This is a genomic window from Enterobacter cloacae complex sp. 2022EL-00981, assembly GCF_028737495.1.
Classification (GTDB): domain Bacteria; phylum Pseudomonadota; class Gammaproteobacteria; order Enterobacterales; family Enterobacteriaceae; genus Enterobacter; species Enterobacter cloacae.
Genome location: NZ_JAQZRK010000021.1, coordinates 38,249 through 56,807 on the forward strand (window position 1 = coordinate 38,249; position 18,559 = coordinate 56,807).

Here is an 18,559-nt window from a genome sequence, read left to right on the forward strand (position 1 = left end):
TACCCCCTCTCCCATGGGAGAGGGGGTACTGGCTGGCTTACAAACTCCCCGCCGGGCGTTTACGCGCCGCAGAGGTTAATGTTTTTCCTGTCTTAAGTCCGTCCAGGCTTTCCAGACGCATCTGGAACGGTGGGAACGGCATATCAATACCGTGCTCACGGAAGCCAGCCAGAATCAGCTGGTGGATCTCATGGCGCAGCGGCATACGGTGCCCCATTTCGGCGGCGTAAATACGCAATTCGAAAATCTGGATACCTTGCTGGAGATCGACCAGGAACACTTCCGGCGCCGGGTTATCAAGGACCAGCGTGCAGCGTTCGGCGGCGGTGTAGAGGATCTGTGTGACCTCTTCACTGTTGGCATCCGAGGGCGCCGGTACCGTCAGCACCACACGCGTGACGGAGTCTGACAGCGACCAGTTGATAAACTGCTCGGTGATAAACGCCTTGTTGGGCACGATGATCTCTTTGCGATCCCAGTCGCTGATCGTGGTGGCGCGGGTGTTGATTTTGGTGATGCTGCCTGTCAGATCGCGGATCGTCACCGTATCGCCAATACGAATCGGTTTTTCAAACAGGATAATCAGGCCGGACACAAAGTTAGCGAAAATCTCCTGCATGCCAAAGCCCAGACCAAACGTCAGTGCGGCAACCAGCCACTGCAATTTAGACCACTCAATACCAATCATGGAGAATCCAACCATCCCGCCAAAGAGCAGAATCAGGTATTTGGTGATGGTGGTAATGGCATAGCCCGTACCGGGGGTTAAATCCAGGTGCTGCAACAGCGCCAGCTCCAGCAGTGCCGGGAAATTACGCACCAGCTGCGTGGTGATGATCAACACCAGAATGGCAATCAGCACCGCACCTAAGGTTATGGGCTCCAGGCTCTCCACACCCTGCACCGTGGACGTCACATCCCACAGCGAGATGTTCTCCAGGAAACCAAACGCGGAGTGGATTTCTGACCACAGGAAGATCACCGACAGCAGCGCAATCAGCATCAGGATGGAGCGTACCAGACGCAGAGACTGGGTGCTGATTGCGTCGAGATCCAGCTCAACCTCGTCCGCATCTATCGTGCCTTCGGTGCTGTTGACGTGGTTTGGCTCATCCTCGCCCCGCGCACGCTGGGCGAGGATCTCTGCCCGACGGTGCTTGGCGCGGTCAAACGCCAGACGGCGTCGCTGGATCAACATCCCCCGGCGGATGACGTGATAGATCACCAGCAGCAGGAACCAGATGGCAACGGAGGTTTCCAGTCGCGCCAGCAGTGCCTGCGAGGTCGCCAGGTAACCCACCGCCGCTGCCAGCATGGCAACCAGGGGGGCGCACAGCAGCAGGTTCCAGAGCATGCGGTTAAACATGTTGTCGCCGCTGCCGGTTTTATCCAGATAGAGCGGTATACCAGCCCGTTTCAGGCTGAGCGTGACGATGGCCAGCGCACCGCATATCAACATAAAGCAGAGACGGCCCAGCGAGCCCGAAAACTCCCGGTCATTGAGATTATCAAACATGATCAGCGCCATAATCAGCGGCACAATCAGCCCGATGCTCATCAGGTAGTAACGCATGGCGCGCGCCACGCGGTTACGCGGCCAGCCAAAGTGAGCAATGAACAGACCATTCGGTCGCGCAAACGTGGCGCAAATCATCACTACCCACAGCAGGGGGACGGTAGCGGTCACGCCATCGCCAATGGCGACCGCGAGCGGGTAGGGCCAGGCCTCCCGCAGGCCATAACCGAGCGTCATCCACAGGACCGGCAGCGGCGAGGCGACAAGTATTGACCAGAACACGGTACGCAGCGTCAGCCAGAAGTGATCCTGCGTAACCTTACCCACCCGGGCGCTGGAGCGTTCCAGGAAGCGGGTGAAGTGTCTGCGTGAGTAAATGCTAAAGCCCACCAGAATCAACGCGCCCAGAAGAGGGAAAATGGTCTCTTTGCTGGTGAGCATCATCACGCTGGCTTTTCCAAGCTGGCTAAAGGTATCTAGCGAGATCAAACGGCGCAGATCCTGAACGATCTCGATTGGCCATGAGAAGGTCATTGGGCGCACGTCAGAGGTCCAGAAGAGATAACGGTGCGTTGCCTCGTTCACCTCTTTCAGCGCATCTTCCAGCTGACTGTTGGAGACCTTCAGCTTGGTCAGCTCCAGAATCAGCGTATCCCCGCCCTGTAACAGGGAGTTCAGCAGCTCGCGCTGGGTCCGCAACTGGGCTTCCAGAATACGGTTTTGCTCGCTGGTGAGAGGCTGCCCATCGGCCTGACGGATCTGGCGGATTTGCGGCTGTTTATTGAGAAGGTCTTCATAGTGCAGGCGTTGAACACGCAGCTGCGCCATCTCGGTATCCAGCTGCTGCGGTTTTGGCATCTCCGGCAGGCGTGAAACCTGGGCGCGTAATGCTTCTCCCAGCAGGTTGGACGAGCCCAGCCACTGAGACTGCTCGCGCAGGGTGTTGAGCGCCTGGCGAACCTGAAGGGTTTGATTGGTGGCCTGACGTTGCTGGGACGCCACCAGATCCATACGCTGCGCCTGCTGATTCAGTGCAGCAGAGAGCTCACGGTTAACCTTAAACTGGTCAACGATGCCCGCTGGCAGGTTATCGCTGTTTTCTGCCAGCAGCTCGGTGCTTTCCAGCGCGCGCTCTGCTTCACGCTGGCGCTGGCTGTTAAGTTGATTACGTAAAGCCTGCAGGTAAGCATCGAGCTGTTCGCTCTGCTTTTGCGCCAGCTCGGAGCGCATCCGCGACAGCTCCTGGCGGTTGTTTGCCGAGAGCTGCGCCAGCTCCAGTTCATCGACCAGTGCTTTAAGTCTGGCTGATTCAGCCTGAAGAGAAAGATTTTGCGCCTGGTTTTGCGGCGTGTTACCCGTTTGGGTACCGATGCGGCGCTCAACCTCGTTGAGCTGACGGCGGGCATCGGTTTGCTGTTGCGGAAGCTGGCTCAGCGAGTCGGCGATTTCACGTGCGCGTTCCTGCTCCTGCTGTGCCAGACGACTCTTTTCCAGAAGCTGACTGCTAACCTGCAGGATCTCCTGATTCAACGCGTCAGAGGTCATGCCAGCAGGCACATCGCGCGGTTCATCGCGCAGATTGCTCAACTGATTGCGTAGCGTTTGCGAGAGTTTGGGGAAGTTGTCGATAACCTGCTGATATTGCTGAGCGCGCTCAAGGGAGCCTTTCCGCTCCTCAAGCGCATTCAGTGCAGACTGGAGCGACTCCACGGTCTCTGGCTGAGCGGGTTTTGCCGCTTTCGCCTGCTCCAGTTCCTGGGTTATCTGTTTTGCGTCGGGGGCTGTCGCTGCGTACGCCCCCATGCTGAGGCACCAGGCCATCAGTAGTACGATAATCGGGCGCACGTCAGCGTTCCTTCTGTTGTTAGCCTTCGTCTTTTTTGTCGTCAACCAGCGGGCTGGCGTCAAGTTCGGCCTTGATCTCTTCTTCCGGGAGCGGTGCAGGCTCTGCGTCCGGCGTCACGAAAGGTTCAGTCGAGACCGCCAGCGGCTGGCCGAGTTTGGTGACTGACAGGCTCTGGAGCTGTTCAGCCAGCTTCACTTTGCCAGGGGCAAAGAGGTTGATAACCGTGGAACCCAGCTTGAAGCGACCCATCTCCTGGCCTTTCAGCAGAGCGACCGCGCCTTCTTCTTCACCGGCAGGCCAGGTCCAGCGTTTGATCACGCCTTCACGTGGTGGGGTGATGGTTCCAGCCCAGACCGTTTCGATGCTGCCGACAATCGTTGCACCCACCAGAATCTGCGCCATTGGGCCAAACTCAGTATCAAACAGGCAGATGACGCGTTCGTTACGCGCGAACAGGTTGGGAACGTTTTGCGCGGTCAGGTGGTTCACGGAGAACAGATCGCCCGGCACGTAGATCATTTCACGCAGGATCCCGTTGCACGGCATGTGCACGCGGTGATAGTCACGCGGAGAGAGATAGGTGGTGGCGAAAGTGCCGTTGCGGAACAGATCCGCCATCAGGTAGTTACCCGCCAGCAGCGCTTCCAGGCTGTAGTTGTGGCCTTTTGCCTGCAGGATTTTGTCGTCTTCGATGTTACCCAACTGGCTAATCACGCCATCCGCAGGCATGACCAGCACGTTAGGATCGGTATCAACCGGGCGGACTTCGTCGCGCAGTGGGCGCACGAAGAATTCGTTGAAGGTGCGATAGCTGGCGGTATCTGGCTTCTGCGCCTCTTTCATGTCGACCTTGTAATATTTTACGAAAAGGTCGATGACCAGTTTGGTCAGCCAGCCCGCTCGTTTGCTCGCGCCCCAGCCCGCCAGGCGAGTGAGCCACAGTTTTGGCAGAATGTATTGAAGCGAAAGTTTAAATGCGTTTAACAAGGTAGCCTCCAGGCCATTTTTTGTCGTTCCTGATCCGGCTGTAATCAGCCGGAACCTGAAAAAAGGGGACGATTTTAGCGATGCTTAGCTTAGTTGTCAGTTATCAGAATCAGAAAAGTTTTTACGCGTTTTTACCTGATCCATGCTCTCAAGAATGCGGTGGTAGTTATCAAAGCGGGTCTCCGCAATCTCACCTTTCTCGACCGCTTCGCGGATGGCACAGCCCGGGTCGTTATCGTGTTTACAGTCCCGGTATTTGCAAGCCCCTAAATAGTCATGGAATTCGACAAATCCGTTGAAGATTTGTTCCGGCTCAAGGTGCCACAAACCGAATTCGCGCACGCCCGGAGAGTCAATCACATCGCCGCCATGCGGGAAGTGGTAGAGACGAGAAGCGGTAGTGGTGTGCTGGCCCAGGCCCGAGACATCAGAGACATCGTTAGTCAGAATTTCTTGCTGGAGACCGAGAAGATTATTCAGCAGGCTGGATTTCCCCACGCCGGACTGACCCGCAAAGATACTGATGCGCCCGGTCAGCGCTTCTTCTAAGGGTTTCAGGCCATCTTTGGTGTAGCTGGAGACCATCAGTACGCGATAACCGATCTTGCGGTAGATATCCATCTGCTCATTCACGAAGTCCATACCTTCATCATCCAGCAGATCGATCTTGTTCAGAACAATGATTGGCTCAACCTGTAACGTTTCGCAGGCAACAAGGTAGCGGTCGATAATATTGAGCGACAGCTCGGGCAAAATCGCCGAGACGATGACGATCTGGTTGATATTGGCGGCAATGGGTTTTACCCCGTCGTAGAAATCGGGACGGGTAAGTACCGACGTGCGCTCGTGAACCGCTTCAACGATACCTTTGACCGTTACGCCTTCCGCCGCCTCTTTACCTGGACGCCAGACAACGCGATCGCCGGTGACCAGCGAACGAATAGTCCGTCGAATGTTGCAACGGTGGATCTCACCGTCGGCGGATTCCACGTCGGCATGCATACCGAAACGGCTGATGACGACGCCTTCCGTCGGTTCACCAAACAGGTTGTCGTCGTAATCGACCTTCTCCGAAGTGGTTTTAAGGCGGCGCTGGTGATTGGCATTCACGCGGCGCTGCTGCCCTTTGGAGAGTTTATTTTTACTCAATCGCGCTGGCTCCTGGTCGCCCGTAAGGGGCAAAACCTCTATGATACACTCTAATTAATACTAGTTAACCTGCTACAGCCGGTTATGCGAGAAGGGTGGAAAATAACATGAGCGCGGATGAAAACAACCTGATTTGGATCGATCTTGAAATGACCGGGCTGGATCCCGAGCGCGATCGCATTATTGAGATTGCCACGCTGGTTACCGATGCAAACCTGAATATTCTGGCGGAAGGGCCAACCATTGCGGTGCACCAGTCCGACGATCAGCTGGCGTTGATGGATGAGTGGAACGTGCGTACCCACACCGGCAGCGGGCTGGTTGAACGAGTGAAGGCGAGCACGATGGGCGACCGCGAGGCGGAGCTGGCGACGCTTGAGTTTCTGAAACAGTGGGTCCCGGCGGGCAAATCCCCTATCTGCGGTAATAGCATTGGCCAGGATCGTCGTTTCCTGTTTAAGTACATGCCGGAGCTGGAGTCTTACTTCCACTACCGTTATCTGGACGTGAGCACCCTCAAAGAGCTGGCGCGCCGCTGGAAACCCGAAATCCTCGATGGTTTTAAAAAGCAGGGTACGCATCAGGCGATGGACGATATCCGTGAGTCCGTCGCGGAGCTGGCGTACTATCGCGAAAACTTTATTAAGCTGTGATTTTGAGACCTGGCGCCTTGCGTGGCCGGGTTTTTGTCGTTAAATTGTTCAGCTTGCCGATTAAATAAGCATTTGAACTGATTTTCGAAAAAATCGCGTTGAGGGGGGTTGCAGCTAAAAGGATTTCTCGTATAATGCGCCTCCCGTAACGACAGAGAAATACGCGTTACGACAGCAACAAAAGCAGTACAAATTTGCGGGAATAGCTCAGTTGGTAGAGCACGACCTTGCCAAGGTCGGGGTCGCGAGTTCGAGTCTCGTTTCCCGCTCCAAAATTTGAAAAGTATCGCAAGATACGCCAGCACCAGAACACCCAAGCGGGAATAGCTCAGTTGGTAGAGCACGACCTTGCCAAGGTCGGGGTCGCGAGTTCGAGTCTCGTTTCCCGCTCCAAAATTTGAAAGTATCGCAAGATACGCACAGCTTCAGAACACCCAAGCGGGAATAGCTCAGTTGGTAGAGCACGACCTTGCCAAGGTCGGGGTCGCGAGTTCGAGTCTCGTTTCCCGCTCCAAATTCTTCTTGATATCAAAAATATCCACAGCGGTAAGATGCGTTGGGGACGTTTTCTATTACTTCCGAAATACTCTTGTAAACAGAGTTATCCACAGATTTTGGGTATGACCGAAACCGTGTGAAAAGTTAGCAGGGTGAATAGTATCTCTGTAACTTACTGTATATGCTTGAGAAAATTTGATTTCTCAATGTTATTGAGATCACTTGACCTCATCTCCAGCCCTGATGCTGCTTGAGTTTGTAATTTTATTCACAGGCTGTGAATAGTTCACGCATCCCGCGGAAGCCCTTTTTCTATCACCCTCACCAGGCGTTGTTTTTGCGGTGGTTGCACCTCAACCACGCAGGCATTTCGCTTCTCGATTTGCTGCGCAATCGCCCACTCTATGTGTTCATCGAGAAGTGGGTGCTCACCTCTACGGCTCTCAAGCGCCCGGATATTCGCTTCATCCCACGGGGCATTCCCCAGCGCAACGGCGACATTACGCAGCCAGCGCAGATGGCCAATACGGCGAATGGCCGAACCTTCCGTCACTTTCAGGAACCAGGCTTCACTCCAGGCGAACAGTTCAATGAGCTGTGGCGCATGCAGCGCCTTACGCGGGCTAAAATCCTCTTCGTCCGTGAGCTGCGAATAGCGGTTCCACGGGCAAATTAACTGGCAGTCGTCGCAGCCGTAGATGCGATTGCCAATAAGTGGTCGGAATTCTTCAGGGATCGCCCCTTCCAGTTCGATGGTGAGGTAAGAGATGCAGCGTCGGGCATCCACCGTATAGGGCTCAACGATAGCGCCCGTCGGGCAGATAGTCATACAGGCCACGCAGCGCCCACAACCTTCTTCTACCGGGCCGTCTACCGGCAGTGGTAAATCAATCAGCAGTTCACCAAGGAAAAAGAACGATCCTGCGTCGCGGCTCAGAATAAGTGAGTGCTTACCAGTCCAGCCAAGCCCGGCTTTTTCAGCGATAGGGCGCTCAAGAACAGGCGCGGAGTCGACAAACGGTCTAAAATTCAGCGAAACACAGTGCTGCTGAATAGTTTCGCCGAGTTTTTTTAGCCGGTTACGCAGAAGCTTATGGTAATCACGCCCCAGGGCATACCGGCTAACGTAACCGAGAGAGGGATTTTTTAACGTACGCGCAAAAGCCGCGTTGGCGGGAAGATAATTCATGCGTACGCTGATAACGCGTAACGTACCCGGCAACAGCTCGTGTGGACGGGCCCGCATCATGCCATGACGCGCCATCCACTCCATTTCGCCGTGGTATTGTTTATCCAGCCAGGCCTGCAGTTTTGGCTCGCTGGCGGAGAGATCGGTGTCGGTGATCCCCACCTTCTGGAAGCCCAGTTCAGCACCCCACTGTTTTATTTTTTGCGCTAACTGATTGAGATCGAGGGGCTGTGACATGACGGACCATACTGTGAAGAAAAACCCCGCAAGTATACCACATTCCATCTGGCATGCGGATGACCTCAGACGCGCCGAAAAAGAGGCTGCAGACAGTCTTGGCATTACCCTTTATGAGCTCATGCAACGGGCGGGCGAGGCGGCATTCAACATTGCTCGTAGTGCGTATCCGCAATCCGGCCACTGGCTCATTTTATGCGGACACGGCAATAACGGCGGCGATGGTTACGTTGTCGCCCGGCTGGCGGTCGCGGCAGGTCTCCGCGTTACGTTACTGGCGCTGGAGAGCGATAAGCCGCTGCCGGAAGAAGCCAGCGCCGCGCGGGAAGCCTGGCTGAATGCAGGCGGAGTGATTCATGCATCCGATATCGTCTGGCCAGAGGATGTTGATCTGATTGTTGATGGTCTGCTGGGCACCGGGTTACGTAGTGCGCCCCGTGATAACGTAGCCGCTCTGATTGCGCGCGCCAATGCCCATACCGCGCCGGTGGTGGCACTGGATATTCCCTCTGGTCTGATGGCGGAAACCGGTGCGACGCCAGGAGCGGTGATCCAGGCCGCGCATACCGTCACGTTTATTGCCCTGAAGCCCGGGTTACTCACCGGGAAAGCGAGGGATGTGGTGGGCTCGTTGCACCATAACGCCCTGGGGCTGGAGAGCTGGCTTGCCGGGCAGGAGACACACCTTTCCCGCTTTGATGCTACTCAACTTAGCCACTGGTTGCCGCCGCGTCGGCCAACGTCGCACAAAGGCGACCACGGCAGGCTGGTCATCATTGGCGGCGATCACGGTACGGCTGGCGCAATCCGGATGACGGGGGAAGCTGCGTTGCGCAGCGGCGCGGGGCTGGTCCGGGTGCTGACGCGCAGTGAAAATATCCCGCCCATTATTACGGCCCGACCAGAGCTGATGGTGCATGAGCTTACGCCGCAGACCCTTGAAGAGAGTCTTGAGTGGGCGGATGTGGTGGTGATTGGCCCGGGACTCGGGCAACAGGCCTGGGGTAAGCAGGCTCTGCAAAAGGTCGAGAATTTTCGTAAACCGATGCTCTGGGATGCCGATGCGCTGAACCTTCTGGCAATCAACCCGGATAAGCGTCACAATCGCATCCTGACGCCACACCCCGGCGAAGCCGCGCGGCTGCTTAACTGCAGCGTGGCAGAAATTGAAAGCGATCGCTTACTTTCTGCTCGCCGTCTGGTAAAACGTTACGGAGGTGTTGCCGTTCTCAAAGGGGCGGGAACCGTCATCGCAAGCGATGAGGCACTGGGCATTATTGATGCCGGAAATGCGGGCATGGCGAGTGGCGGAATGGGCGATGTGCTTTCAGGCATCATCGGCGCATTGCTCGGGCAGAAACTTCCCCTTTATGATGCAGCCTGTGCCGGCTGCGTGGCTCACGGTGCGGCGGCTGACAGCCTGGCTGCACGGTATGGCACACGCGGTATGCTGGCCACCGATCTTTTTTGCACGCTGCGGCGTGTTGTTAACCCGGATGTGATTGACGTAGAAAATGACTAATCGAGCGATTCCTTTACCTGATGAACAAGCCACTTTAGAACTCGGCAAGCGCGTGGCGCAGGCCTGTCAGGGGGCGACTGTCATTTATCTTTATGGTGATTTAGGTGCGGGTAAAACCACCTTCAGCCGGGGTTTTTTGCAGGCGTTAGGCCATAACGGGAATGTGAAAAGCCCAACCTACACACTGGTAGAACCGTACACTCTTGAAAATCTCATGGTGTATCACTTCGATTTATACCGACTTGCGGATCCTGAGGAGCTGGAATTTATGGGGATCCGTGATTATTTTGCCAATGATGCCATCTGCCTGGTGGAGTGGCCGCAACAAGGTGCGGGTGTGTTGCCTGACCCGGATGTCGAAATTCACTTAGATTACCAGGCACAAGGGCGTGAGGCGCGCATCAGTGCTGTTTCCTCATCAGGCAGTTCCTTACTGGCGCGTTTAGCCGGTTGAGCGTAGGGATGACGGGATGATAAATCGCGTTAAAGGTTGGTTATTGGCTGCCACAGTGCTGCTGTGCGCGCAGGCTGGTGCGGCAAGCCTCTCGGATATTCAGGTGTCGAACGGGGAGAGTCAGGCCCGGATCACGTTCAGTTTTATGGGCGACCCTGAATATGCTTTTTCTCAACCAGACAGCCGCAGCGTGGCGCTGGATATCAAACAGACGGGTGTGATCCAGGGGTTGCCCTTGCAGTTCAGCGGTAACAACCTGGTCAAAAGTATTCGTTCCGGCACGCCAAAAGACAGTCAGTCATTGCGCCTGGTGGTCGATCTGACCGAAAAGGGTAAAACGCGGGCGGTGAAGCAGCAAAACGGCGCGAATTATACGGTGGTCTTTACCATCAATGCCGATGCGCCTCCGCCACCGCCACCGCCGCCGGTTGTGGCGAAACGGGTGGAAGAGCCGGTTTATACCCCGCGCCCGTCTGAACCTGCGCGTAATCCGTTTAAAACCGACAACGATCGCATCACCGGCGTCACCAGCAGTAATACCGTGACGCGCCCGGCGGCCAGCGCGCGTCGGGTGGTCAGCGGTGATAAAGTGATTATCGCCATTGATGCCGGTCATGGCGGGCAGGATCCTGGTGCAATTGGTCCAGGTGGTACGCGCGAGAAAAACGTGACCATCGCTATTGCCCGTAAGCTTCGGACGCTGTTGAACGATGACCCGATGTTTAAAGGCGTATTGACCCGTGACGGCGATTACTTTATCTCCGTGATGGGACGCTCAGACGTGGCGCGTAAACAAAATGCTAACTTCCTGGTCTCCATTCATGCGGATGCCGCACCAAACCGTAACGCCACGGGGGCATCGGTGTGGGTGCTGTCAAACCGTCGGGCGAACAGTGAAATGGCTAACTGGCTTGAAGAGCATGAGAAGCAGTCCGAACTGTTGGGTGGGGCGGGCGATGTGCTGGCCAACAGCCAGTCTGACCCGTATCTCAGCCAGGCGGTGCTCGATTTACAGTTCGGTCATTCTCAGCGCGTCGGGTATGATGTCGCCACCAACGTACTGAATCAGCTGCAAGGCATCGGGGCATTGCATAAACGCCGTCCGGAGCATGCGAGCCTTGGGGTTCTGCGTTCGCCGGACATTCCATCGATCCTCGTGGAAACGGGCTTTATCAGTAATAACAGCGAAGAGCGTTTGCTGGGCAGCGACAGCTATCAGCAGCAAATTGCCGAAGCGATTTATAACGGTCTGCGTAAATATTTTGAGGCTCATCCGCTGCAGTCTGCGCCGCAGGGCGGTGCAGCCCAGACGGCCAGCGCCGTGCTGCCGGGTGAGATGACTGCGACCAACTAAGGAGAATTCATGCCGATTCAGGTTCTACCGCCGCAGCTTGCGAACCAAATCGCCGCCGGTGAGGTGGTGGAGCGCCCTGCGTCGGTGGTGAAGGAGCTGGTCGAAAACAGTCTCGATGCGGGAGCTACCCGCATCGATATTGATATCGAACGTGGTGGCGCAAAGCTGATTCGCATTCGGGACAACGGATGCGGTATCAAAAAAGAGGAGCTGGCGCTGGCGCTGGCGCGTCACGCGACCAGTAAAATCGCCTCTCTGGACGACCTGGAAGCGATCATCAGCCTCGGGTTTCGCGGCGAGGCGCTGGCCAGTATCAGCTCGGTTTCCCGTTTAACGCTAACCTCCCGAACGGCCGAACAGCAAGAAGCCTGGCAGGCCTATGCCGAAGGGCGCGATATGGACGTCACGATTAAACCTGCGGCGCATCCTGTTGGCACGACGCTCGAAGTATTGGATCTTTTCTACAACACTCCCGCCCGCCGTAAGTTTATGCGCACCGAGAAGACCGAATTCGGTCATATCGATGAGATTATCCGCCGTATCGCGCTGGCGCGTTTCGATGTCACCATCAACCTCAGCCACAACGGCAAGGTGATGCGCCAGTACCGCGCAGTAGCGGAGGGCGGGCAGAAAGAGCGTCGTCTGGGGGCAATCTGCGGTACGCCGTTTCTGGAACAGGCGCTGGCCATTGAATGGCAGCACGGTGATTTGGCCTTACGCGGTTGGGTTGCCGACCCGAACGCCAGCAGCGCCGCCTTCGCGGAGATCCAGTATTGCTACGTAAACGGCCGCATGATGCGCGACCGTCTGATCAACCACGCCATTCGTCAGGCCTGTGAAGATAAGCTCGGCGCGGATCAGCAGCCTGCGTTTGTGCTTTATCTGGAAATCGACCCGCATCAGGTTGATGTTAACGTCCATCCTGCCAAGCATGAAGTTCGGTTCCATCAGTCGCGGCTGGTGCACGATTTCATCTATCAGGGCGTGCTGAGCGTTTTGCAGCAGCAGGTTGAACCCACGCTGCCGCTGGAAAAAGAAGAGCCCGCTCCGCGTCCAATACCGGAAAACCGTGTTGCGGCGGGGCGTAACCATTTTGCCGAGCCCGCTGTCGCGCGTGAACCGGAAGCGCCACGTTTCTCGTCGGCAGGAAGCGCGCCGCGACCCACCGGTGCGAACTATCCCAACGCCCAGCCCGGCTATCAAAAGCAGCAGGGGGCGTTGTACCGTAAACTGCTCGAAACCCCCGCAGTCACGCGTAAAGAGCACAGTGAGGTACAAGCGCCTTCGCTGGAAGGGCATAGTCAGAGCTTTGGCCGGGTACTGACGATTATTGCGCCGGATATGGCGTTACTCGAACGCGAGGGCAAGCTCATGCTCCTGGCCCTGCCGGTTGCTGAACGCTGGCTAAAACAGGTGCAACTGACCCCAGGAGAAAACGCGGCTTGTGCGCAACCACTTTTGATCCCGGTTCGACTAAAAATATCCACTGAAGAAACAAGGGTACTGCAGCGCGCAGAGGCCCAACTGGCGCAGATGGGGATTGAAATGGTACTGGAATCACAGCATGTGACAATTCGCGCAGTGCCTTTACCCTTACGCCAACAAAATTTACAAAACTTGATTCCTGAACTGATAGGCTACCTGGCGCAACAAACAATGTTTGATGCCGCCAACACCGCGCAGTGGATCGCCCGCCATTTGGCCAGCGAACATACGCCGTGGAGTATGGCGCAGGCGATTAGCGTGCTGGCAGAGGTGGAACGCCTTTGCCCGCATCTGGTGAAAGCACCGCCGGGTGGATTATTACAACCTGTTGATTTACAAACGGCGATGACTGCCCTTAAAGATGATTGATGTCAGTAAGGCGAGCCTGCCTAAGGCGATTTTTTTGATGGGCCCTACGGCCTCCGGCAAAACGGCGTTAGCCATTGAGCTACGTAAAGTTTTGCCCGTAGAGTTGATTAGTGTCGATTCTGCCCTCATCTACCGAGGAATGGACATTGGCACGGCGAAGCCCGACGCAGCCGAACTGCGCGCGGCTCCGCATCGTTTGCTGGACATTCTCGACCCGGCGCAGGCCTACTCCGCAGCGGATTTTCGCCGCGATGCCTTAGCCGAGATGGCCGAGATAACGGCGGCGGGACGTATACCGCTGTTGGTTGGCGGCACCATGCTCTATTTCAAGGCGTTGCTGGAGGGGCTCTCTCCTCTGCCATCGGCGGACCCTGAAATAAGAGCAAAAATTGAACAGCAGGCGGCAGAGCAGGGATGGGACGTTTTGCATCAGCAACTGGCAGAGATTGACCCGGTTGCCGCAGCACGGATCCATCCAAATGATCCGCAAAGGCTTTCCCGGGCACTGGAAGTTTTTTTCATTTCGGGTAAAACTTTAACGGAACTGACGCAAACGTCAGGAGACGCTCTGCCGTATCAGGTGCATCAGTTCGCTATCGCCCCGGCGAGCCGTGAACTGCTCCATCAACGAATTGAGCAGCGTTTTCATCAGATGTTGGCTTCAGATTTTGAAGCAGAAGTGCGGGCGTTATTTGCCCGTGGAGATTTGCATACGGACATGCCTTCCGTTCGTTGTGTGGGATACCGCCAGATGTGGTCATATCTTGAAGGCGAGATTTCATATGATGAAATGGTTTATAGAGGTGTTTGCGCCACGAGACAGTTAGCGAAGCGCCAGATCACCTGGTTGCGCGGTTGGGAAGGGGTTCACTGGTTAGACAGCGAAAAACCGCAACAGGCGCTAAACGAAGTGATTGAGGTTATTGGTGATATCGCTCACTGAATGTGTACAATTGAGACGTATCGTGCGCAATTTTTCAGAATCGCAAGGTTCTAAGTACAAAACAAGCATATAAGGAAAAGATAGAATGGCTAAGGGGCAATCTTTACAAGATCCGTTCCTGAACGCATTGCGTCGGGAACGTGTTCCAGTTTCTATTTATTTGGTGAATGGTATTAAGCTGCAAGGTCAGATTGAGTCTTTCGATCAGTTCGTGATCCTGTTGAAAAACACGGTCAGCCAGATGGTCTACAAGCACGCTATTTCTACTGTTGTTCCGTCCCGTCCGGTATCTCATCACAGCAATAACGCTGGCGGCGGCACTGGTAGTAACTACCATCATGGCAGCAACGCGCAGGGTTCTTCTGCTCCTGCGCAGGACAGCGACGAGACCGAATAAGGTTTCGCACTGTTATCCACACGGGGAGCCAGGGATCCTGCGTTCCCCGCTGATATTTTTAGAGGGTTTTACGCTTGTTTGACCGTTATGATGCCGGTGAGCAGGCGGTGCTGGTACACATCTATTTTTCGCAAGACAAAGATATGGAAGACCTCCAGGAGTTTGAATCTCTGGTCTCTTCCGCCGGTGTCGAAGCAATGCAGGTGATTACCGGTAGCCGTAAAGCGCCGCACCCAAAGTATTTTGTTGGTGAAGGTAAAGCAGTAGAAATTGCGGATGCCGTAAAAGCAACCGGTGCGTCAGTCGTGTTGTTTGATCATGCGCTGTCTCCGGCTCAGGAGCGTAACCTGGAAGCGCTTTGCGAATGCCGTGTTATCGATCGCACGGGGTTGATTTTAGATATTTTTGCTCAGCGTGCACGTACCCACGAGGGTAAGCTGCAGGTTGAGCTGGCGCAGTTGCGCCATCTGGCCACGCGTCTTGTACGTGGCTGGACCCACCTTGAACGACAAAAAGGCGGGATTGGTTTGCGCGGTCCGGGTGAAACCCAGCTCGAAACCGACCGCCGTTTGCTGCGCGGCCGTATTACTCAGATCCTCTCGCGTCTGGAAAGAGTCGAGAAACAGCGTGAGCAGGGACGTCGGGCGCGTACGAAAGCCGACATCCCGACGGTGTCGCTGGTGGGGTATACCAACGCCGGTAAATCCACCCTGTTTAACCAGATTACCGAGGCCCAGGTCTATGCCGCAGACCAGCTGTTTGCGACCCTGGACCCGACGTTGCGTCGTATCGACGTGGCGGATGTGGGTGAAACCGTGCTGGCGGATACCGTAGGGTTTATCCGCCACCTGCCGCATGATCTGGTGGCCGCGTTTAAAGCCACCCTGCAGGAGACGCGTCAGGCGACCCTGCTGCTGCACGTGATTGATGCTGCAGATGTCCGCGTGCAGGAAAACATCGACGCGGTGAATGTGGTGCTCGAAGAGATCGAGGCCCACGAGATCCCAACGCTGTTGGTGATGAACAAGATCGACATGCTGGATGATTTTGAGCCGCGTATCGATCGTGATGAAGAGAACAAACCAATTCGGGTCTGGCTTTCCGCCCAGACCGGTATTGGCGTGCCACTGCTTTTCCAGGCTTTGACAGAACGTCTTTCCGGTGAGGTAGCCCAGCACACGCTGCGACTGCCACCACAGGAAGGCAGGCTGCGCAGCCGGTTTTATCAGCTTCAGGCGATAGAAAAAGAGTGGATGGAGGATGACGGCAGCGTGGGGATGCAGGTGCGTATGCCGATCGTTGACTGGCGTCGCCTCTGTAAACAAGAACCTGCGCTGGTCGACTATATCGTCTGATCGGAAAGGGGATGCCTGAATAATTCGCCCTTGCATAACAAATATGGAGCATATACATGGCGTGGAATCAGCCCGGTAATAACGGACAGGACCGCGACCCGTGGGGAAGCAGCAATAATCAAGGCGGCAACTCTGGGGGAAATGGCAACAAAGGTGGTCGCGATCAGGGGCCGCCGGATCTGGATGATATCTTCCGCAAGCTAAGCAAGAAGCTTGGTGGGCTTGGTGGAGGAAAAGGGTCTGGCTCGGGGGGCAATTCTACCCAGGGCCCGCGCCCGCAAATGGGTGGTCGCATCGTGGGCATTGTGGCCGCTGCCGTGGTCATCATCTGGGCTGCCAGCGGGTTCTACACCATTAAAGAAGCCGAGCGCGGCGTGGTCACCCGTTTTGGTAAGTTCAGCCATCTGGTTGAGCCGGGCCTGAACTGGAAACCGACCTTCATTGACGACGTCACTGCAGTGAACGTGGAGTCGGTGCGTGAGCTGGCCGCTTCCGGCGTGATGCTGACCTCTGATGAGAACGTAGTGCGCGTTGAGATGAACGTGCAATATCGTGTTACGGACCCAGAACGTTATCTGTTTAGCGTGACCAGTGCCGATGACAGCCTGCGTCAGGCGACCGACAGCGCCTTGCGTGGCGTGATCGGTAAATACACCATGGACCGCATTCTGACTGAAGGTCGTACCGTTATTCGTAGCGATACCCAGCGTGAGCTGGAAGAGACCATTCGTCCGTACAACATGGGTATCACCCTGCTGGACGTCAACTTCCAGGCTGCTCGTCCGCCGGAAGAGGTGAAAGCCGCGTTTGATGACGCGATTGCCGCGCGTGAGAACGAACAGCAGTACATCCGTGAAGCGGAAGCATACGCCAACGAAGTTCAGCCACGTGCTAACGGTCAGGCGCAGCGTATTCTTGAAGAAGCACGCGCGTATAAGACCCAGACCATCCTGGAAGCGCAGGGTGAAGTGGCACGTTTCGCGAAAATCCTGCCGGAATATAAAGCGGCTCCGGAAATTACCCGCGAGCGTCTCTATATCGAAACCATGGAAAAAGTGCTGAGCCATACACGTAAAGTGCTGGTTAACGACAGCAAAGGTGGAAACCTGATGGTACTGCCGCTGGATCAGATGCTGAAAGGCGGTTCTGCACCGGCAGCAAAAGACAACAGCGGTGCGAATAACCTGCTGCGTCTGCCACCTGCATCGTCCGGTAGCTCCAGCGCAACAACCACGCCTTCTTCGAACGATGGTGACATTATGGACCAACGCCGTGCTAACGCGCAGCGTAACGACTACCAGCGTCAGGGGGAATAAGGATGCGTAAGTCAGTTATTGCGATCATCGTCATCGTACTGGTCGTACTTTATACCTCTATCTTTGTAGTGAAAGAGGGCGAGCGCGGGATTAAGTTCCAGTTCAGCAGCGTCGTCCGTGACAGTGACAAGCGTCCGGTGATTTATGAGCCGGGTCTGCACTTCAAGGTGCCTTTTATCCAGTCTGTGAAGACGCTTGATGCGCGTATCCAGACCATGGATAACCAGGCTGATCGTTTCGTGACCAAAGAGAAGAAAGACCTGATCGTTGACTCCTACATTAAGTGGCGTATCAGTGATTTCAGCCGTTACTTCCTGGCAACAGGCGGTGGTGATGTTTCTCAGGCGGAAGTGCTGTTGAAACGTAAATTCTCTGACCGTCTGCGTTCTGAGATTGGTCGTCTGGATGTGAAAGACATCGTGACCGACTCTCGTGGTCGTCTGACCCTGGAAGTACGCGATGCGCTGAACTCCGGTACTGCAGGTACGGAAGACGAAGTGGAAACGCCAGCGGCGGACGATGCGATTGCCAAGGCGGCTGAACGTGTTCAGGCTGAAACCAATGGCAAGGTACCGGTGATCAACCCGAACAGTATGGCTGCACTGGGTATCGAAGTGGTGGATGTGCGTATTAAGCAGATCAACCTGCCGGCAGAAGTGTCTGAGGCGATCTACAACCGTATGCGTGCAGAACGTGAAGCGGTAGCCCGTCGTCACCGTTCACAGGGTCAGGAAGAGGCAGAGAAACTGCGTGCAGCCGCGGATTACGAAGTGACCAAGACGCTGGCGGAATCTGAGCGTCAGGGCCGTATCCTGCGTGGTGAAGGTGATGCGGAAGCCGCGAAACTGTTCGCCGATGCGTTTAGCCAGGATCCAGACTTCTACGCCTTTATCCGTAGCCTGCGTGCTTACGAGAATAGCTTCCAGAGCAACCAGGATGTGATGGTGCTCAGCCCGGACAGCGATTTCTTCCGTTATATGAAGACGCCGACTAACGCAACGCGATAAACTCAGTCTCGTTTGAGTATTCAAACCACCGCTCTTAACGGAGCGGTGGTTTTCTTTTATAAGGATTAAAAATGAATTCAACGATCTGGCTGGCACTGGCGCTGGTTTTAGTCCTGGAAGGCCTGGGCCCGATGCTCTATCCGCGCGCCTGGCGTCGCATGATCGCCACCCTGAGCCAGTTGCCGGATAATATTTTGCGCCGATTCGGCGGCGGTCTTGTGGTTGCTGGCATTGTTATCTACTACATGTTGAGGAAAACGATTGGCTGATCAAAAAGTGATC

The 18,559-nt window shown here is 55.6% G+C and carries 15 protein-coding genes and 3 tRNA genes; 14 read left to right on the forward strand and 4 right to left on the reverse strand.

Translation table 11 applies throughout. The features are described from left to right. Positions 1-37 precede the first annotated feature (37 nt). From mscM to rsgA, 3 genes are all read right to left on the reverse strand, one after another. A complete protein-coding gene (mscM, locus tag PUZ33_RS17240; RefSeq protein WP_029883866.1) occupies positions 38-3,361 on the reverse strand; it encodes a miniconductance mechanosensitive channel MscM in 3,324 nt (1,107 codons plus the stop codon). Between the two features lie 19 nt (positions 3,362-3,380). Continuing rightward, the gene (gene asd, locus PUZ33_RS17245; RefSeq protein WP_013095278.1) at positions 3,381-4,349 is read right to left on the reverse strand and encodes an archaetidylserine decarboxylase; all 969 of its coding nucleotides are present in this window, start codon (positions 4,347-4,349) and stop codon (positions 3,381-3,383) included. A gap of 96 nt (positions 4,350-4,445) precedes the next feature. Then, positions 4,446-5,498 carry a small ribosomal subunit biogenesis GTPase RsgA gene (gene rsgA, locus PUZ33_RS17250; RefSeq protein WP_013095279.1) on the reverse strand — a complete coding sequence of 351 codons (1,053 nt, stop codon included), beginning with the start codon at positions 5,496-5,498 and terminating at the stop codon, positions 4,446-4,448. Positions 5,499-5,605: 107 nt separating this feature from the next. Between rsgA and orn the strand changes: the two genes are divergently transcribed. From orn to PUZ33_RS17270, 4 genes are all read left to right on the forward strand, one after another. Then, positions 5,606-6,151, forward strand: coding sequence for an oligoribonuclease (orn, locus tag PUZ33_RS17255; protein WP_013095280.1), 546 nt, complete (start codon positions 5,606-5,608; stop codon positions 6,149-6,151). Between the two features lie 196 nt (positions 6,152-6,347). Next, positions 6,348-6,423 (forward strand) — tRNA-Gly (locus tag PUZ33_RS17260). A 45-nt stretch (positions 6,424-6,468) separates the two neighbouring features. Next, positions 6,469-6,544 (forward strand) — tRNA-Gly (locus tag PUZ33_RS17265). 45 nt (positions 6,545-6,589) lie between these two features. Beyond that, positions 6,590-6,665: transfer RNA gene (locus tag PUZ33_RS17270), tRNA-Gly, on the forward strand. 270 nt (positions 6,666-6,935) lie between these two features. On the opposite strand, the gene queG is transcribed toward PUZ33_RS17270, so the two are convergent. Beyond that, complete coding sequence (gene queG, locus PUZ33_RS17275; protein WP_013095281.1) at positions 6,936-8,075, reverse strand: tRNA epoxyqueuosine(34) reductase QueG; 1,140 nt, start codon at positions 8,073-8,075, stop codon at positions 6,936-6,938. Here queG and nnr point away from each other — a divergent pair. The 10 genes from nnr to PUZ33_RS17325 all read left to right on the forward strand — a co-directional run bounded on the left by nnr (position 8,074) and on the right by PUZ33_RS17325 (position 18,546). After that, positions 8,074-9,597, forward strand: a complete 1,524-nt coding sequence (gene nnr, locus PUZ33_RS17280) for a bifunctional ADP-dependent NAD(P)H-hydrate dehydratase/NAD(P)H-hydrate epimerase (protein WP_023619488.1) — start codon at positions 8,074-8,076, stop codon at positions 9,595-9,597. The genes queG and nnr overlap by 2 nt on opposite strands. Beyond that, the gene (gene tsaE, locus PUZ33_RS17285) at positions 9,590-10,051 is read left to right on the forward strand and encodes a tRNA (adenosine(37)-N6)-threonylcarbamoyltransferase complex ATPase subunit type 1 TsaE (RefSeq protein WP_013095283.1); all 462 of its coding nucleotides are present in this window, start codon (positions 9,590-9,592) and stop codon (positions 10,049-10,051) included. The genes nnr and tsaE overlap by 8 nt, the downstream gene beginning before the upstream one ends. A gap of 16 nt (positions 10,052-10,067) precedes the next feature. After that, on the forward strand, positions 10,068-11,405 hold the full coding sequence (gene amiB / locus PUZ33_RS17290; protein ID WP_023619489.1) for an N-acetylmuramoyl-L-alanine amidase AmiB: 1,338 nt from the start codon (positions 10,068-10,070) through the stop codon (positions 11,403-11,405). Between the two features lie 9 nt (positions 11,406-11,414). Then, on the forward strand, positions 11,415-13,259 hold the full coding sequence (gene mutL / locus PUZ33_RS17295; protein WP_045295644.1) for a DNA mismatch repair endonuclease MutL: 1,845 nt from the start codon (positions 11,415-11,417) through the stop codon (positions 13,257-13,259). Continuing rightward, positions 13,252-14,202 carry a tRNA (adenosine(37)-N6)-dimethylallyltransferase MiaA gene (gene miaA / locus PUZ33_RS17300; RefSeq protein ID WP_020688973.1) on the forward strand — a complete coding sequence of 317 codons (951 nt, stop codon included), beginning with the start codon at positions 13,252-13,254 and terminating at the stop codon, positions 14,200-14,202. The genes mutL and miaA overlap by 8 nt, the downstream gene beginning before the upstream one ends. Before the next feature lie 85 nt (positions 14,203-14,287). Further along, entirely contained in the window at positions 14,288-14,599 is a 312-nt protein-coding gene (hfq, locus tag PUZ33_RS17305; protein WP_013095287.1) for an RNA chaperone Hfq, read from the forward strand. Between the two features lie 74 nt (positions 14,600-14,673). Continuing rightward, on the forward strand, positions 14,674-15,954 hold the full coding sequence (gene hflX, locus PUZ33_RS17310; protein WP_013095288.1) for a ribosome rescue GTPase HflX: 1,281 nt from the start codon (positions 14,674-14,676) through the stop codon (positions 15,952-15,954). 56 nt (positions 15,955-16,010) lie between these two features. Continuing rightward, a complete protein-coding gene (gene hflK, locus PUZ33_RS17315) occupies positions 16,011-17,270 on the forward strand; it encodes an FtsH protease activity modulator HflK (RefSeq protein WP_013095289.1) in 1,260 nt (419 codons plus the stop codon). 2 nt (positions 17,271-17,272) lie between these two features. Next, positions 17,273-18,277 carry a protease modulator HflC gene (gene hflC, locus PUZ33_RS17320; protein WP_013095290.1) on the forward strand — a complete coding sequence of 335 codons (1,005 nt, stop codon included), beginning with the start codon at positions 17,273-17,275 and terminating at the stop codon, positions 18,275-18,277. A gap of 71 nt (positions 18,278-18,348) precedes the next feature. Beyond that, entirely contained in the window at positions 18,349-18,546 is a 198-nt protein-coding gene (locus PUZ33_RS17325) for a DUF2065 domain-containing protein (RefSeq protein WP_013095291.1), read from the forward strand. The last annotated feature ends 13 nt before the right edge of the window (positions 18,547-18,559 follow it).

What these genes read in the sequence shown, in the direction of transcription:
- orn (WP_013095280.1), top strand. Translation starts at nt 5,606, where the DNA reads ATGAGCGCGGATGAAAACAACCTGATTTGGATCGATCTTGAAATGACC.
- nnr (WP_023619488.1), top strand. Translation starts at nt 8,074, where the DNA reads ATGACGGACCATACTGTGAAGAAAAACCCCGCAAGTATACCACATTCC.
- queG (WP_013095281.1), bottom strand. Translation starts at nt 8,075, where the DNA reads ATGTCACAGCCCCTCGATCTCAATCAGTTAGCGCAAAAAATAAAACAG.
- tsaE (WP_013095283.1), top strand. Translation starts at nt 9,590, where the DNA reads ATGACTAATCGAGCGATTCCTTTACCTGATGAACAAGCCACTTTAGAA.
- amiB (WP_023619489.1), top strand. Translation starts at nt 10,068, where the DNA reads ATGATAAATCGCGTTAAAGGTTGGTTATTGGCTGCCACAGTGCTGCTG.
- mutL (WP_045295644.1), top strand. Translation starts at nt 11,415, where the DNA reads ATGCCGATTCAGGTTCTACCGCCGCAGCTTGCGAACCAAATCGCCGCC.
- miaA (WP_020688973.1), top strand. Translation starts at nt 13,252, where the DNA reads ATGATTGATGTCAGTAAGGCGAGCCTGCCTAAGGCGATTTTTTTGATG.
- hfq (WP_013095287.1), top strand. Translation starts at nt 14,288, where the DNA reads ATGGCTAAGGGGCAATCTTTACAAGATCCGTTCCTGAACGCATTGCGT.
- hflK (WP_013095289.1), top strand. Translation starts at nt 16,011, where the DNA reads ATGGCGTGGAATCAGCCCGGTAATAACGGACAGGACCGCGACCCGTGG.
- hflC (WP_013095290.1), top strand. Translation starts at nt 17,273, where the DNA reads ATGCGTAAGTCAGTTATTGCGATCATCGTCATCGTACTGGTCGTACTT.
- PUZ33_RS17325 (WP_013095291.1), top strand. Translation starts at nt 18,349, where the DNA reads ATGAATTCAACGATCTGGCTGGCACTGGCGCTGGTTTTAGTCCTGGAA.